General features: G+C 65.3%; 14 protein-coding genes. 6 read left to right on the top strand and 8 right to left on the bottom strand.

What is annotated here, in order from left to right; all coding sequences use genetic code 11:
• Positions 1 to 41: 41 nt before the first annotated feature.
• The 6 genes from LDO14_RS06260 to LDO14_RS06235 all read right to left on the bottom strand — a co-directional run bounded on the left by LDO14_RS06260 (position 42) and on the right by LDO14_RS06235 (position 5,923).
• Positions 42 to 1,112, bottom strand: coding sequence for a BMP family ABC transporter substrate-binding protein (locus LDO14_RS06260; RefSeq protein ID WP_051081395.1), 1,071 nt, complete (start codon positions 1,110 to 1,112; stop codon positions 42 to 44).
• A 293-nt stretch (positions 1,113 to 1,405) separates the two neighbouring features.
• Positions 1,406 to 2,422, bottom strand: coding sequence for an NADP-dependent oxidoreductase (locus LDO14_RS06255; protein WP_018770210.1), 1,017 nt, complete (start codon positions 2,420 to 2,422; stop codon positions 1,406 to 1,408).
• On the bottom strand, positions 2,419 to 2,850 hold the full coding sequence (locus tag LDO14_RS06250; protein WP_134164562.1) for an organic hydroperoxide resistance protein: 432 nt from the start codon (positions 2,848 to 2,850) through the stop codon (positions 2,419 to 2,421). The genes LDO14_RS06255 and LDO14_RS06250 overlap by 4 nt, the downstream gene beginning before the upstream one ends.
• 43 nt (positions 2,851 to 2,893) lie before the next feature.
• Entirely contained in the window at positions 2,894 to 3,328 is a 435-nt protein-coding gene (locus LDO14_RS06245; protein ID WP_018770212.1) for a MarR family transcriptional regulator, read from the bottom strand.
• Between the two features lie 144 nt (positions 3,329 to 3,472).
• Positions 3,473 to 4,690, bottom strand: coding sequence for an amidohydrolase (locus tag LDO14_RS06240; RefSeq protein ID WP_018770213.1), 1,218 nt, complete (start codon positions 4,688 to 4,690; stop codon positions 3,473 to 3,475).
• 99 nt (positions 4,691 to 4,789) lie between these two features.
• A complete protein-coding gene (locus LDO14_RS06235) occupies positions 4,790 to 5,923 on the bottom strand; it encodes a mannose-1-phosphate guanylyltransferase (protein ID WP_223994428.1) in 1,134 nt (377 codons plus the stop codon).
• A gap of 321 nt (positions 5,924 to 6,244) precedes the next feature.
• On the opposite strand from LDO14_RS06235, the gene sdhC reads away from it, so the two are divergent.
• The 5 genes from sdhC (at position 6,245) to LDO14_RS06210 (ending at position 10,601) form a co-directional block, all read left to right on the top strand.
• Positions 6,245 to 6,580, top strand: coding sequence for a succinate dehydrogenase, cytochrome b556 subunit (sdhC, locus tag LDO14_RS06230; protein WP_026265921.1), 336 nt, complete (start codon positions 6,245 to 6,247; stop codon positions 6,578 to 6,580).
• 3 nt (positions 6,581 to 6,583) lie between these two features.
• Positions 6,584 to 7,045, top strand: a complete 462-nt coding sequence (locus LDO14_RS06225) for a succinate dehydrogenase hydrophobic membrane anchor subunit (RefSeq protein WP_018770216.1) — start codon at positions 6,584 to 6,586, stop codon at positions 7,043 to 7,045.
• 108 nt (positions 7,046 to 7,153) lie between these two features.
• Complete coding sequence (gene sdhA / locus LDO14_RS06220; RefSeq protein ID WP_018770217.1) at positions 7,154 to 8,953, top strand: succinate dehydrogenase flavoprotein subunit; 1,800 nt, start codon at positions 7,154 to 7,156, stop codon at positions 8,951 to 8,953.
• A gap of 1 nt (position 8,954) precedes the next feature.
• Positions 8,955 to 9,737 carry a succinate dehydrogenase iron-sulfur subunit gene (locus LDO14_RS06215; protein WP_134164564.1) on the top strand — a complete coding sequence of 261 codons (783 nt, stop codon included), beginning with the start codon at positions 8,955 to 8,957 and terminating at the stop codon, positions 9,735 to 9,737.
• Between the two features lie 90 nt (positions 9,738 to 9,827).
• Positions 9,828 to 10,601, top strand: a complete 774-nt coding sequence (locus LDO14_RS06210) for an alpha/beta hydrolase (RefSeq protein ID WP_144600482.1) — start codon at positions 9,828 to 9,830, stop codon at positions 10,599 to 10,601.
• A gap of 25 nt (positions 10,602 to 10,626) precedes the next feature.
• Here LDO14_RS06210 and LDO14_RS06205 read toward each other — a convergent pair whose 3' ends face one another.
• Entirely contained in the window at positions 10,627 to 11,928 is a 1,302-nt protein-coding gene (locus LDO14_RS06205) for an extracellular solute-binding protein (protein ID WP_223994426.1), read from the bottom strand.
• A gap of 304 nt (positions 11,929 to 12,232) precedes the next feature.
• Here LDO14_RS06205 and LDO14_RS06200 point away from each other — a divergent pair, with 304 nt between their 5' ends.
• A complete protein-coding gene (locus LDO14_RS06200) occupies positions 12,233 to 14,521 on the top strand; it encodes a hypothetical protein (protein ID WP_223994424.1) in 2,289 nt (762 codons plus the stop codon).
• Between the two features lie 45 nt (positions 14,522 to 14,566).
• Here the strand turns inward: LDO14_RS06200 and LDO14_RS06195 are convergent, their stop codons facing one another.
• Complete coding sequence (locus tag LDO14_RS06195; RefSeq protein WP_043425099.1) at positions 14,567 to 15,490, bottom strand: YihY/virulence factor BrkB family protein; 924 nt, start codon at positions 15,488 to 15,490, stop codon at positions 14,567 to 14,569.
• Positions 15,491 to 15,508: the final 18 nt, after the last annotated feature.

The following is a 15,508-nucleotide window of genomic DNA, read 5'->3' as shown; positions in this document are numbered from 1 at the left end:
CCAGTGGGTGACGGACCGGCGGTGGCGCTTCCTGTGGTGGATCAGGCCTTGGGGCTGGCTGCGGACTCGACCTTCAGCTTGCCGTCGACGATGTCCTTCTTGATCTTCTCGAGGTCGGACTTCACGTCGGCGGGGACCTGGGAGTCGAGGTCGTGGAAGGGTGCCAGCTGCACGCCGTCGTTGGCAAGGGTGCCAACGTACGGGGTGTTGTTGAACTTGCCGTCCTTGTCCTCGGTGACAACGGTCTCCACGGCCTCGCCCATCTGCTTCATGACAGAGGAGAGCATGATGCCCTTGTAGTCCGGGGCGGTGAGGTAGCCGTCCGAGTCAACCCAGATCAGCTTGACGTCCTTGCCGGCAGCCTTGGCCTCGTTAAGCGCGGCTCCGGCGCCCTTGCCCACGGGACCGGCCACGGGCATGACGATGTCCGCACCCTGGTCCAGGAAGTTCTTGGTCAGCTGCTTGCCCACGTCCTGCTTTTCGAAGTCGCCGGTGAAGCTGCCGTCCTGGGCATCCTTGTTCCAGCCGAGCAGCTTGACGTTCTTGCCCTTCTGCTGGTTGTAGTACTTCACGCCGTCGGCGTAGCCGTCCATGAAGATGGTCACGGTGGGGATCTTGATGCCGCCGAAGGTGGCCACGGTGCCGGTCTTGGTGGTTCCTGCAGCCAGGTAGCCGGCGAGGAAGGCCGCCTGCGCGGTGTCGTAGATGATCGGCTTGACGTTGCTGATGGGCTTGTCGTAGCCAAAGTCGATGATGGCGAAGTGCTTGTCCGGGTTGGCGGTGGCCTGGGCCTTGGTGGCGTCGCCGAGCAGGAAGCCCACCGTGATGGTCAGGTTGCAGCCGGCCGTGACCATGGCCCGCAGGTTGGGTTCGAAGTCGTTATTGGTCTTCGACTCGATCTGGTTGACCTTGATGCCAAGGTCCTTCTCGGTCTTCTTCAGGCCCTCGTAGGAGGACTGGTTGAAGGACTGGTCGTCGAATCCACCGGAGTCCGACACGATGCAGCCCGTGTAGTCGCTGGCACCTGCGGATGAGGTGCTTCCGGCTTCGGGGGCTGCACCGCAGGCGGTGAGCACAAGCGCGGACGCACCGAGGGTGGCCACTCCGGCCATTGAACCGCGCTTGAAGCTGGCACGCAGTGATTTCTTCAATTTTCCTCCAGGGATGATGCGAGTGGCGCTACGGGCTGGAATTCAATGAGTGTCCGTTTCGGCGCTGAAATTCTGTTTTCACTGAAGGCACGCAGCACTGCGCCGGAGCGCACTGATGGCACTTACTTTAGTGGCCTGCGCCACGTCCCCATAGCACGCCAGGAGCCCATCCGGGAGATTGTTTACAAGTTGTTACCAAGCAGTAGGGACACCGCGGATGCGGTGTCCCTACTGCTTGTGCGTGATGGTGGCGGCTACAGCCGGACGAGCATTTTCCCGGTGTTTGCGCCGTCCAGGAGGTCCATGAAGGCCTGTGGCGCGTTCTCCAGTCCGTCAACGATGGTCTCGTCGTAGCGCACGGTCCCGTCCGCCAGCCAGCCGGCCATCTTCTCCGCAAACTCCGCCGCGTGCTGGCGCTGCCCGCCCACCAGGAAGCCCCGGAGGGTGAGCTGCTTCCCGATAGCCTGCATCAGGTTGTGGGGTGCAGGAGTGGGTTCGGTTGAGTTGTACTGCGCGATGGCGCCGCACATTGCCACCCGGCCGCCCACGTTGAGGACCGACAAGGCAGCCTCGAGGTGCTCGCCGCCCACGTTGTCGAAGTAGACGTCAATGCCGGCCGGGCCGGCCGCCTTTTCCAGTTGCCCGACAACGGGACCGTCATGGTAGTCGAACGCGGCGTCGAAACCGAGCTCCAGGAGCCGGGCCACCTTGGCGGGCGAGCCGGCCGAGCCGATGACCCGGGAGGCGCCCATGGCTTTGGCGATCTGTCCCACCAGCGAGCCCACGGCACCCGCCGCGCCCGAAACGAACACGGCGTCGCCCGGCTTGAATTCGGCAACCTTCAACAGACCGGTGTAGGCCGTCAGCCCGGTCATGCCCAGGGCGCCCAGGAAGGCGGACGCCGGGGCCAGGTCAGTGCGGGCGGGGGTGGCAGAAGCGCCGTCGACCACCGCATACTCGCGCCAGCCAAGCGGATGCACGACGACGTCGCCCTCCTGGTGTGCGGACGACCGGGACGCCATCACCTCGCCCACCGCCCCGCCGTCGAGCGCCTTGCCCACGGCGAAGGGCGCGGAGTAGGACTTGACGTCATTCATCCTGCCCCGCATGTACGGGTCTACGGACATGAAGAGGTTCCGCACCAGGATCTGGCCGTCTTCGAGTGCGGGCAGCGGCGACTCGGCAAGTTCGAAGTTCTCATTGGACGGGCGTCCCTCGGGGCGCGAAGCCAACCGGATTTCGCGGGTGGTGGTTGCAAGGGCTGTGCTCATGCTGCGTACTCCAGGATCTTGAGGTCGACGTTGATGTTGCCGCGGGTGGCGTTGGAATAGGGGCAGACCTGGTGCGCCTTGGCCACAAGGTCTTCCGCCGTGGCGAGGTCCAGGGCGGGCAGGGCGATTTCCAGTTCGGCGGCCAGCCCGAAGCCGGCTCCGCCGTCCAGCTGCCCCAGGTGGATTTTCGCTGCCACTGCCGAGTCCGTCAGGTCAGCGCCTGCCTTGCGGCCGACCAGGCGCAGTGCGGAATGGAAGCAGGCGGCATACCCGGCGGCGAAAAGCTGTTCGGGGTTGGTGCCGTGGCCGCTGCCGCCGAGTTCGACCGGGCTGGCGAGATCCACTGCGAGCCTGCCGTCGTTGCTGCGTGCAGCGCCGTCGCGCCCTTCGCCCGAGGCCAGCGCCTCGGCGGTGTAGAGAGTCTTCACGAAAAAAATCCGTCCTGTAGATGGGATGGTGCAGTATTCGGGTTCACAGCGATTCATGCAGGGCAGCCGTGAGCTTGCCCAGGGTGGTCCGCAGCTGTTCGAGTTCGTCCAGCGAAAGTCCTGCGGCATCGGCCAGCCGCTGCGGAATGGCGCTGGCCGCGCCGCTGAGGTTCCGCCCGGCATCCGTCAGGTGGATGGCGACGCGGCGTTCGTCCTCGCCGGACCGCCGCCGTTCCACCAGCCCCAGGGCTTCCAGGCGCTTAAGGAGCGGCGACAGGGTGCCGGAGTCGAGGCCAAGTTCCCCGCCGAGTTCCTTCACGCCCCGAGGTTCGCTTTCCCACAGGACCAGCATCACCAGGTACTGCGGGTAGGTGAGCCCCAGTTGGTCCAGCACGGGCCGGTAGACGGCGGTGGCGGCACGGGAAGCTGAGTACAGGGCAAAACAGACTTGCCGGTCCAGGCGGGGTGCTTCGGTCATACAGAAACGATAGCCCACAATTAAGTTGTGCACAACTTACTGCAGGTGGGGCAGCCCCTGTTGCGCCGCCGTCGGCATGCGAACGACGGCGGCAGGGCACCTTTCCGGCCGGGCTCTGCCAGGCGCGCCCCCAGGCCAAAGAGGTTACGGAAGCGGTGCCTGCTCGAGGTCCCGGATGGTCCGCAGCGCCGCTGCGGTGAGGACCCGGATGCCCAGGCCAAGGGCGCGCTCGTCCAGGATGTAATCGCCGCGGTGGAGGTCGTAGTCCTCACCGCCCGGCGTCTTGGTGCCCAGCCGCATCATGGCTCCCGGAAGTTCCGCCAGGAACCAGGCAAAATCCTCGCCGCCCATGGACTGCGGCGTCAGCACCACGGCGCTCTCGCCGATTTCGGCCCGGGCGGCAGCTTCGATGATGGCTGTCTCGTGTTCCGAGTTCACCACCGGCGGCACTCCCCTGGTGTGCTCCAGGTGGACGTCCACGCCGTACGGTGCGGCCACCTGGTGGACCACTTCGTCAAGGAGTTCGCCGGCAGCGTGCCAGGCGTCGCGGTCCAGGCAGCGCATGGTCCCGGCCATGTAGCCGCTGCCGGGAATCGCATTGGGTGCCGAGCCCGCGGTGATCTGGCCCCACACCACGGAGACGCCGCTGCGGACGTCCACCCGGCGGGACAGCACGGCCGGTACGTTCACGGCGATCTGGGCCAGCGCGAACACCAGATCCTCGGTGAGGTGCGGGCGCGACGTGTGGCCGCCACGGCCGGAGAGTTCGATCCGGATGGTGTCCGAAGCCGAGGTAATGGCACCAATCCGCGTTCCCACCTTGCCCACCTCAATCCGGGGGTCGCAATGCAGGGCCAGGATCCGGGGGACGCCCTCCAGGACGCCCTGTTCGATGCAGGCGTGCGCGCCGCCGGGCATCGTTTCCTCGGCAGGCTGGAAGATGATCCGGACGGTGGCCCCAAGGGGTGCCTCCTGGTGCATCCGGTTCAATACCAGGGCGATGCCCAGCATGGTGGTGGTGTGCACGTCATGGCCACAGGCGTGCGTGACGCCGTGATTCTTCGACGCGAACGGCAGGCCCGTCTCCTCGATGATGGGCAGGGCGTCAATGTCGCCGCGCAGCGCCGTGGCGATGGGACCTTCGCCCACGTCCACGGTCAGCCCGGTGCCTTCCAGGCGGCGGGGACTCAGGCCGGCGGCTTCGAGCCGCTCGGCAAGCTTGTCCGTGGTGCGGAACTCCTTGAAGGACAGCTCCGGGTGCGCATGCAGGTCCCGCCGGAATTCGATCAGTTCCGGCAAAAGCGGTTCGAGCCAGGGAGCCACCAGGGCGGTGGGCTCGGCTTCAGTAGTGTAGTTGCGCACTGTTTCACTCTAGCGAGGGTGCCGGCTTTAGTGCCCATTCACTGACGCCTCATTACATTCCGGAGACTGCCGGCACCGGTGGCGCCGGCAGGTTCCGGGTCAGAGGACGTCCGTGTCGCCGCTTGCCTTAAGTGCGTCGACGGCAGCCTTGACGCGCTGGGAATTGGCCATGGTGGTCACCAGCAAAGCGTCCGGGGTATCCACGATGACCACGTCCTGGATGCCGATCAGGGCGATCACGCGCTTGGTGTCGGTAACCACAACGCCGCTTGAGTTCTCGGTGAACACGCGGGCACCTTCGCCGAGGACGGTGACGTCGTCCACTTCCTTGGCACTGTTGAGGCGGCCAACGGAGGCAAAGTCGCCAACATCGTCCCAGCGGAAAGTTCCGGGAACGACGGCGACGTCCCCGGCTTCGGCGGCGGGCTCGGCCACTGCGTAGTCGATGGCGATTTTCGGCAGGGTGGGCCAGATGCGTGCCGTGACCTCGTCGCGCCGGGGGGTGTCCCACGCCCGGGCGATTTCCTGCAGCCCCTGGAACAGTTCGGGCTGGTTCGCCTCAAGGTGCTTGAGCATCAACGCCACCGGTGCCACGAACATGCCGGCGTTCCACACGTAGTCGCCACTGTCCACGTACTGCTGGGCCACCATTTCGTCCGGCTTTTCGACGAACTCCACCACGTCGTGGGCGCTGGGCGCGCCTTCAATGTGCAGGGCCTTGCCGGAGCGGATGTAGCCGAACCCGGTGGACGGGTGCGTGGGCTTGATGCCGATGGTGACGATCTTGCCGGTGGCAGCGGTGTGGATGGCTTCGCGGACGGCCTGCTGGAACAGATCATCCGGGCTGATCACCTGGTCGGCTGCGAAGGAACCCATGATGGTGTCGGGATCGCGCTCGTGCAGGATCGCCGCCGCAAGGCCGATGGCGGCAGCGGAGTCCTTTGGCTCTGACTCGAGGACAAGGTCGGCGTCCTGCACCTCGGGCAGCTGGCGGCATACGGCGTCGCGGTGCGCCCGGCCGGTCACCACCAGCATTCGGTTGCCCGCCAAAGGGTGCAGCCGGTCATAGGTGGCGCGCAGCAACGTGCTGCCCGATCCCGTGAGATCGTGAAGGAACTTGGGAGCTGCTGCACGTGACAGGGGCCAGAGGCGGGTCCCCACTCCGCCTGCCGGAATCACCGCGATGAAGCGGTCAAGGGGTGAAGCCGGGCTTGTCACTTTGTCTGTACTCATCACGGCTACTTTAGCGGAACGGCCCCAACCGGCTCCTTTGGCGACACATCAGACCTGCGTTTTGCGGCGCCGTCGTACCCAAAAGCCTGCAGGGATGTGGCGTTCGTCTCATTTCCCCGGAAAATCCGCTCCAGTACTGGGCACCAAGAATCTCCGAAATTGAATAAGCTGTTAGCGGAGCCTAGATTTAGGCCTGAGCTACGAGTGCTCTCGCAGCAGGCGTTCCCCCCGCATGGATCTCATGCCAGCGCCGCTGTGTTGCAGGGAGGTTTATCAGTGCCGACAAAACCAGCTGGCACCTTGTACCGCGGCCGTGAAGGCATGTGGTCCTGGGTAGGACACCGCATTACCGGTGTAGTGATCTTTTTCTTCTTGTTGGTCCACGTCCTGGACACCTCCTTGGTGCGTGTGTCACCGGAGGCCTACACCGCTGTGATCGGCGCCTACAAGAACCCCCTGATGGCGCTGGGCGAGACCGGCCTTGTTGCCGCGATCGTGTTCCACGCCTTCAACGGCCTGCGGATCATTGCGGTCGACTTCTGGAAGAAGGGCGCAAAGTACCAGCGGCAGATGCTGTGGGCAGTCCTGGCCCTTTGGGTCGTGACCATGGTCGCCTTCTCCATCCGCCACCTGTCCCTCGCCCTCGGAGGTCACTAAGCCATGACTGCAACGATCGAGAGCCCCCGCAGCGGGCGGATCGCCCCCCAGTACCGCCGCAGCAGCGGCTCACGGGGCAACTTCGAGATGATCGCCTGGCTGTTCATGCGTCTCTCCGGCGTAGTGCTGGTGGTCCTCATCTTCGGCCACCTGTTCGTGAACCTCATGGTGGGCGAAGGCATCCACGCCATTGACTTCGGCTTCGTGGCCGGCAAGTGGGCAGACCCGTTCTGGCAGTTCTGGGACCTGGCCATGCTCTGGCTGGCAATGCTGCACGGCACCAACGGCGTCCGGACCATCATCAACGACTACGCAGAGAAGACGTCCACCCGCCGCTGGCTGAAGACCGTCCTCTACGCCGCCGCCGTCGTCATCATCCTCCTCGGCACGCTGGTCATCTTCACCTTCAACCCGTGCCCCGTGGTGAACGGCGTTGCCCTTCCGGGTGGATTCTGCCCTGCCTAGAACTGGCACAACCCCGGGCCCGCGGGCTTTTCCGCGGGCCCTGTTTTGCGGAGCAGGCAAAGCCGCCCCGTTGTTTTATAGCGAATTTTGAGAGAAAGAGCGTCTGGTATGCAGGTCCATAAGTACGACGTCGTCATCGTCGGTGCCGGTGGCGCTGGCATGCGCGCCGCGATCGAGTCCGGTCAGCGCGCGCGCACAGCAGTACTGACCAAGCTCTACCCCACCCGCTCGCACACAGGTGCGGCCCAGGGTGGCATGTGCGCAGCCCTTGCCAATGTCGAGGAAGACAACTGGGAATGGCACACGTTCGACACCGTCAAGGGCGGCGACTACCTGGTTGACCAGGACGCCGCGGAGGTCATGGCCAAGGAAGCCATCGACGCCGTGCTGGACCTGGAAAAGATGGGCTTGCCCTTCAACCGCACCCCCGAGGGCCGCATCGACCAGCGGCGCTTCGGTGGCCACACCCGCGACCACGGCAAGGCTCCGGTCCGCCGTGCATGCTACGCCGCGGACCGCACCGGCCACATGATCCTGCAGACCCTGTACCAAAACTGCGTCAAGCACAACGTTGAGTTCTACAACGAGTACTACGTCCTGGACCTGCTGACGGTCGAAGAGGATGCTGTCCGCGAAGACGGGACGCCCTACAAGCAGAAGCGCGTGGCCGGCGTCGTCTCCTACGACCTCGCCTCCGGTGAACTGCACGTGTTCCAGGCCAAGTCCGTGGTGTTCGCCTCCGGTGGCGCCGGCAAGGTCTTCAAGACCACGTCCAACGCCCACACCCTGACCGGTGACGGCATGGGCATCGCCTTCCGCCGCGGCATCCCCCTGGAGGACATGGAGTTCTTCCAGTTCCACCCCACCGGCCTGGCCGGGCTGGGCATCCTGCTGTCCGAGGCCGCCCGCGGTGAAGGTGCCATCCTCCGCAACTCGGAGGGTGAGCGCTTCATGGAGCGCTACGCCCCCACCATCAAGGACCTGGCACCGCGCGACATCGTGGCCCGCTCCATGGCCAACGAAGTCCGCGAAGGCCGCGGCTGCGGCCCGAACAAGGACTACGTCCTCCTGGACCTGACCCACCTGGAGCCGGCGCACATCGATGCGAAGTTGCCGGACATCACCGAGTTCGCCCGCACCTACCTGGGCGTGGAACCGTACACCGAGCCGGTGCCCGTGTTCCCCACCGCGCACTACGCGATGGGCGGCATCCCCACGAACATCGAGACCGAAGTGCTCCAGGACAACGACACCGTGGTCCCCGGACTCTACGCCGCCGGTGAGGTGGCCTGCGTGTCCGTCCACGGTTCCAACCGGCTTGGCACCAACTCGCTCCTGGACATCAACGTGTTCGGCAAGCGTGCCGGCATCGCTGCCGCGGAATACGCCAAGACCGCCCAGTTCGTGGAACTGCCGGAGAACCCGCTGGCCTACACCACCGAACTGCTGGACATTGCCCGCAACGGTACCGGCGACGAAAAGGTGGCGCAGATCCGCAAGGAACTGCAGGACACGATGGACGCCAACATGCAGGTGTTCCGTACGGCGGACACCCTGAACCAGGTGCTGCGCGACATCGCATCCTTCGAGGAGCGGTACAAGCGCATCAACGTCCAGGACAAGGGCAAGCGCTTCAACCTGGACCTGCTCGAGGCCGTTGAGCTCGGCTTCCTGCTGGAACTGGCCAAGGTCATGACCGTGGCCGCCCTGCACCGTGAGGAATCCCGCGGCGGACACTTCCGCGAGGACTTCCCCGAGCGTGACGACGAGAAATTCATGAAGCACTCCATGGCGTACAAGGATGACCATGCGCCGGCTGACGGATCGGCGGAGTCAATCGCCGGTATCCGCCTCGCCACCAAGCCGGTTGTCTTTACCCGCTACGAGCCGATGGTGAGGAAGTACTAAGATGACCGCTGAAATCGCTGAGCCAGCCTCAAAGGTTGAACTTCCTGCCGGCGTTGGCGGGGGCGGGGAAATCCCCACGTTCGACGTCCACATGCGGGTCCGCAGGTACAACCCGGAGGTTTCCGAGGAAGCCACCTGGGATGATTTCCACCTGACCATGTACGGCACGGACCGTGTCCTGGATGCCCTGCACAAGGTGAAGTGGGAGATGGACGGCACCCTGTCCTTCCGCCGCTCCTGCGCCCACGGCGTGTGCGGCTCTGACGCCATGCGCATCAACGGCCGCAACCGGCTTGCCTGCAAAACGCTGCTGAAGGACCTGGACACGTCCAAGCCCATCACCGTGGAGCCCATCAAGGGCCTGCCGGTGGAGAAGGACCTGATCGTGGACATGGAGCCCTTCTTCCAGTCGTACCGCGAAGTCATGCCCTTCCTGATCAACAAGGGCCACGAGCCCACCCGGGAACGCCTCCAGTCCGCGGAGGACCGGGAGCGCTTTGACGACACCACCAAGTGCATCCTCTGCGCCGCGTGCACGTCCTCCTGCCCCGTGTTCTGGACGGACGGGCAGTACTTCGGCCCCGCCGCGATCGTCAACGCACACCGCTTCATCTTCGATTCCCGTGATGATGCCGGCGACATGCGCCTGGAGATCCTCAACGACAAGGAAGGCGTGTGGCGCTGCCGCACCACCTTCAACTGCTCCGAGGCATGCCCCCGTGGCATCCAGGTCACGCAGGCCATTGCGGAAGTCAAGCAGGCCATCCTGGCCCGCAAGATCTAGGCACGTTCACCAACAGATATAACGGCCGACGGCGTCGCTCACCACACGTGGTGGGGGCGCCGTCGTCGTTTCAGCAGAAAGGGGTCCTCCTTGTCCCGCTCCGAAAAAGTGTCCTTTGCCGGTTCCACCGGCGAGATGCTGTCCGGCATCATTGACGTCCCGGAGGGCCCCGTCAAGGGCTGGGGTGTCTTCTCGCACGGTTTCACGCTGGGCAAGGACAGCCCCTCCGCAGCGCGGATGTGCAAGGCGCTGGCGGACAGCGGCATCGGAATGCTGCGCTTCGACAACCTGGGCCTGGGCGGCTCCGCCGGGGAATGGTCCGCCGGCTCGTTCAGCCACAAGGTGGCAGACACGGTGAAGGCCGCGGAGTTCATGCGTGCGGAGGGGAAGGAAATCTCCCTGCTGGTGGGCCACTCGTTCGGCGGCGCCGCGGTTCTTGCCGCAGCGCGGGAGATACCCGAGCTCGACGCCGTTGCCACCGTGGGAGCGCCCTTTTCCCCCAAACATGTGGCCCACGTTTTCGATGCCGCGCTGGACAGGATCCTGAGCGAGGGCAGCGCCGAAGTTGACCTGGGAGGCAAGCGGGTGGAGATCCGCCGGCACTTCGTGGAGGACCTGGAGAACGCGGACCTGACGGACTGCATCAAGCAGCTGCACAAGCCCCTGATGGTGCTGCACTCCCCCACCGACAACACCGTGGGGATCGAGAATGCCAGCACCATCTTCCAGACGGCCAGGCATCCGAGGAACTTCGTGTCCCTTGAGGGCAGCGACCACCTGCTCACCGGCAAGGGCCAGGCCGCACGGGCGGCCAGGATCATCGCCGCCTGGGCGGACCAGTACCTCGACGCCGCACCTGCCTGACCCTCCCCGGCCTGTTTGGCCGGCCCTACTTGCCGATAGCCGCCTTGCTCTCGCTGATCCACTGTTCGGCTGCCTTGTCCGGCGTGACCCGCTTGAAAAGGACGTCCGTGTTGATCCGGGCGGTGATCTCCGAGACGGCGGTTGAACCGGTGGGGCCGATGTACGTTGGGGCGAAATCCATCTTGCCGATCTGGTTGATGTACTCCGCCTCCACCTTGCCCTGAGGGGTGAGCATGTCCTGGATGGCGGCGCGCATGTCGGAGTTGCCAGGGATGCCCCGGTCGCTCTGGATGACCCTGGCCGCGGCCGGGTTGTTGACCAGGAAGTTCACGAGCTTGGCGGCAGCGTCCGTGTGCTTGCTGCGTGCGGAGATGGTGTAGAACTGCGAGGACTGCAGCCAGATCCCCGGGGTGGGCTTCTCCCCCGGTAGCTTGAGCAGTTTCAGGTCTGCGCCGGAGGCTTTGCTGAGGGCGGTCAGTGAATTGCTCCACGTGAGCATCATTGCGGCCTTGCCCATGCCCATGAGGGTCTGCTCAGTGCTGACATTGAGCTTCTCCACCGTCTCCGAAGCACTCGGAGCGGCACCGGATTCACTAAGCTTCAGCGAGTAGTGGAAGTAGTCCTGCACCGTTTGCTTGCCCAGTCCCAGCTGTCCGTCCTGGGTGTACAGGGATTCGCCGCGCTGGCGGGCGAAGGCGTCCAGGGAGTCATGGGTGAGCACGGTTGCAGTTCCGTAGGTGCCCTGGGGGCTCTTGGCGGTGATGTCACCGGCAATCCTGGCGAAGTCGTCCCAGCTCCAGCTGCTGTCATCTGGCAGCGGAACCCCTGCCGCCGCGAAGACGGCGGGATTGGCCACAATGGCCAGTGCGTTGGCGCCGGTGGAAACGCCGTACTGTTTGCCCTTGACCTGTCCGTTTTCCAGGGCGCCCTGGTCGATCCTTGACAGGTCCAGTGAGCCCTGCACCGTGGTCAGGTCCAGCAACGCGCCGCGGTTTGCGTATTCGGCGGGGTAGGCGCCCCCCATGGTGATGACATCCGGCGCGTCGTTGGCGGCCATCTGGGTTGCGAGCTTGTCGAAGTAGCCGCTGATGTCGCCATATTCCGGCTTGACCTTGATGTTGGGGTTGGCGGCCTCAAACTCAGCAATGGCCTTGTTGGTCAGCTCGGCCCGGCCGGCATTGCCCCACCAGGAAAAGCGGATCTCCACGGGCCCGTCCCCGGCCTTGTTGGACGACGGGCTGGAACAGCCGGCCGTCACGGCCAGGAGGGCTGCGGCTGAGAGGACGGCAAGGGATTTACGGATTGTTCCGGTAGCAGGGCGCGTCATTGGGCAAGCTTCTTCCTTGGTGAGAAGGGTGGGTGAGCGAGAGAAAGCGGTTTCGTGAAACGTATCAACGGCGGGTAAAGCCCGTCAATAGGATCCCGTCATGGTTTCCGTACCGGTTATCGACCTGGACTTCTCGGTGCACGATTTCACATGGCGGCCCCTTGACAGCGCTGTGGAACCCGCCAAGGATGGAATCGCCAGAAACCGCTTTCTCCCCGGTGCCGCGTTTCCGGGGAGGCGCGCTGGCCATGCCCGGACATTTCGCGGCATCAGTCACCACACACCTGTAAGGAGGGCGTGCACCGTGCACAGCCACGCCAGCACCGTACGGCCGGAGGCCACGACCACGTCCCACCGGCGGCACAAGCAGATTGACAGGAAGGCGCTGGTCCGGCGGCACAACGTTCGTCAGCAAAGTCTTGATCCGCGAAGCCCTGTCTCAGTGGGCAACGGGGAGTTTGCCTTCACCATGGACCTCACGGGCCTTCAAAGCCTGCCAGCCGAGTACCCCGTGGGGCCCCGTGAGGACTCGCTTCCCCCGGGAACGCTGCTGGGCACCCAATCCACCTGGGGCTGGCACTCCATGCCTGGCGGCGATCGTTACAGCCTGGCAGGTTCCACGGTCCTCTACGACTCCCCACGTGGTCCGGTGCCGTACGTGGACATGGTGGGTGACATCGTCAATGACCGTGAGACAGGCACCTCAACGGCCGAAGCATGGCTGCGGGCAAACCCGCACCGCCTGGATCTGGGACGCATCGGTTTCCAGCTGCTGCAGGACGGAACCAGCCGGCCCATCAGCAGCAGCGAGCTTTCCCACGCCAGCCAGATTCTTGATCTTTGGACGGGCATCGTCACCAGCACCTTCGCCATCGCCGGCCACCAGGCCACGGTCACCACAGCCTGCCATCCGGACCGCGACGAACTCGGCATTCGGGTGGAGTCACCCGCGCTGGGTGACGGCCTGGTGATCGGCATCGACTTCCCGTACGGCTCCGAGGCGTGGCACAACGGCGCCGGGTGGGATCTGCCGGGCGCCCACACCACCATCCTCAACGGACCGCAACCTGCAGTGTCCCATGCAGGGGCCAGCAGCTGGACGGTGGACCGCGAACTGGACAACGCGCGCTACCGCGTGGTGATCACCGGCCAAGGCCTGGTCGTGGAACAGACCGGGGCGCACCACCTGCGCATACGGCCGGATGTCCACTCGAGCACCGAGGCGCTGGACCTGTCCATTGAGTTCATATCCGCCGCGGACGGGGACTGTATCCCCCGGGGCGGTGCGGGCCTTTCCAGAGTGGCAGGCAAGGCGGGCGTTGGCCGCCATGCGGGTCCCGCCGTCGGGCCTTCCCCTTCAGCGCCGTCGGTTCCCAGCGCAAACCAGCCCGGCAGCAACGTTGCAGCCGCCTCCATGGACCGTTGGCCCAGGTTCTGGTCGTCCGGAGGTGCCATCGAGCTGGCTGCCACGCCGGACCCACGGGCCAGGGAGCTCGAACGCCGGATTGTCCTCTCCCAGTACCTGACGGCCGTCAACTGCTCCGGATCGCTGCCGCCGCAGGAAACAGGCCTGGTGTGCAGCTCGTGGCGCGGCCGCTTCCACCTGGAGATGCATTGGTGGCACGCCGCCCATTTTGCGCACTGGAACCGAACGGAGCTCCTCCTCCCCTCCCTGCGCTGGTACTCAACGGTGCTGGAAACGTCGCGGGAAACCGCCAGGGCGCAGGGCTTCGACGGCGCCCGCTGGCCCAAGCAGGTAGGCCCGGACGGCAGGGAGAGCCCCAGCCCGATCGGGACGTTCCTGATTTGGCAGCAGCCGCATCCCATCCATTTGGCCGAGCTGCTGTACCGGGCCAATCCGGGCCCTGACGTGCTGGAGGAGTTCGCTGACATCGTGTTCGAAACCGCCGCGTTCATGGCGGGCTTCGCCCATCGCACCCCGAGGGGTTTCGAACTTGGGCCGCCGCTCATACCCGCACAGGAGAGCTATGGGTCCATGCGGGCGAAGATCAAAAACCCGACGTTCGAACTCGCTTACTGGCAGTGGGGCCTCAGGACTGCCGCCGCCTGGCGGGAACGGTTGGGCCTCGAGCCCGTTGCATGCTGGCAGGAGGTTGCTGACGGGCTGGTGCGCCCGCGCGTAGTCGACGGCGTCTATGCGGCAATGGACGTGGAGCCCTTCACCATCAGGACGGACCATCCCTCGATGCTCTGCGCACTGGGCGTCCTGCCGCTGACAGACCTGATCGATGAGGCAGTCATGCGGGCCACCCTTGAGGATGTCCTGGCCGACTGGGACTGGACCACCACATGGGGGTGGGACTACCCGGTGATGGCGATGACCGCTGCCCGGCTCGGGGACCCGGAGTACGCCGTCGACGCGCTCCTGCAGGAGGCCGGTAAGAACACAGTCCTGACGAACGGTCACAACCGGCAGACGGACTCCTTGCCGTTGTACCTTCCAGGCAACGGGGGGCTCCTTGCCGCGGCCGCGCTGATGGCTGCCGGCTGGGACCACGGCCCGGACCGCCACGCTCCGGGCTTTCCGCCCGGCTGGACCGTTGCGTGGGAAGGTCTGGTGCCGGCCCCCTGACGTCGCTGTGCTGGAGGGCCGGACAATTCTACGGCCGGGCGCGCGTCAGGTTTGGGGCGTGGTTCGGCGTGCGCCGAGTATCGTCTTGCGCGGAGGAGCGTCCGACTCCAGGTCCGCTTCACGGACGGCCGCCCATCCTGCCGAGACAAGGTAGACCTGGCTGACGAGGTTGAACCAGATGAGCAGGCCGATGATGATGGCAAACGGCGCCAGGATGGGATTGCGGCTGGCCCCGCCAAGAAGTTCAGTGCTGAAGATCTGCAGTATGGTGGTGCCCACGGCTGCCAGGCCGGTGCCCTCGACCAGTGCCTGGCGGGACAGCTTGAGCCCCGCGGCCAGCCGGAACATGATCAGCGCCGTGACCCAGTTCAGGACCAGCGGGACGACGATTTTGACGGAGGTGGTCAGCGGGCCGGCCAAGGCGTCGCTGAGGTGCAGGAAGTCCGCTACCCAACCCGCCAGCGTGCCGAACACCAGCGATGCACCGCCGCTGATCACCAGGGCCACGCCCAGCAGCAGCAGGGTTCCGGCGTCGCGCAGCTTCATCACGATGGGATTGACGATCAGCGGCGGCAGCTGCAGGACGCCGCGCAGGCCGTCCCGGAGGCCGTTGATCCAACCGAGTGATGTGACCACCGTTACCAGCGCACCGATGACCGCGGTCCAGCCGAGGCCGTTGGGATCCAACATGTCCTTGGGGTCCACCAGCCCCGGTCCGCCGTTGACTTTCAGTAGGCCCGGTGCGCTGGCGGCCACGCTGCCGATAACGGTGTCCAGCAGCGCCGGCTGGCCGCTGAGGACCAGCCCGGCGATGGAGAAGCCGGTGGCCAGCAGGCCTGTGACGGAGAAAAACATGTTGAAGCCAATGCCGGCGCTCATCAGCGGCCCGTAGTGGAGGGTGTAGTGCCGGAAGGCGCGCATGGGGCGCAGGACGTTCAGGCGGGCGGTGAGCCACTGAACCAAGGCCATCAGGGCACCGAATTTTTT

This window comes from Arthrobacter sp. NicSoilB11 (assembly GCF_019977375.1).
GTDB lineage: Bacteria > Actinomycetota > Actinomycetes > Actinomycetales > Micrococcaceae > Arthrobacter.
This window is presented reverse-complemented; position numbering and strand designations above follow the sequence as displayed.

Coding starts and splice junctions, on each gene's coding strand:
- LDO14_RS06260 (WP_051081395.1), bottom strand. CDS start 1,112: ATGGCCGGAGTGGCCACCCTCGGTGCGTCCGCGCTTGTGCTCACCGCC.
- LDO14_RS06255 (WP_018770210.1), bottom strand. CDS start 2,422: ATGAGCACAGCCCTTGCAACCACCACCCGCGAAATCCGGTTGGCTTCG.
- LDO14_RS06245 (WP_018770212.1), bottom strand. CDS start 3,328: ATGACCGAAGCACCCCGCCTGGACCGGCAAGTCTGTTTTGCCCTGTAC.
- LDO14_RS06235 (WP_223994428.1), bottom strand. CDS start 5,923: ATGAGTACAGACAAAGTGACAAGCCCGGCTTCACCCCTTGACCGCTTC.
- sdhC (WP_026265921.1), top strand. CDS start 6,245: ATGTGGTCCTGGGTAGGACACCGCATTACCGGTGTAGTGATCTTTTTC.
- LDO14_RS06225 (WP_018770216.1), top strand. CDS start 6,584: ATGACTGCAACGATCGAGAGCCCCCGCAGCGGGCGGATCGCCCCCCAG.
- sdhA (WP_018770217.1), top strand. CDS start 7,154: ATGCAGGTCCATAAGTACGACGTCGTCATCGTCGGTGCCGGTGGCGCT.
- LDO14_RS06215 (WP_134164564.1), top strand. CDS start 8,955: ATGACCGCTGAAATCGCTGAGCCAGCCTCAAAGGTTGAACTTCCTGCC.
- LDO14_RS06205 (WP_223994426.1), bottom strand. CDS start 11,928: ATGACGCGCCCTGCTACCGGAACAATCCGTAAATCCCTTGCCGTCCTC.
- LDO14_RS06195 (WP_043425099.1), bottom strand. CDS start 15,490: ATGGCCTTGGTTCAGTGGCTCACCGCCCGCCTGAACGTCCTGCGCCCC.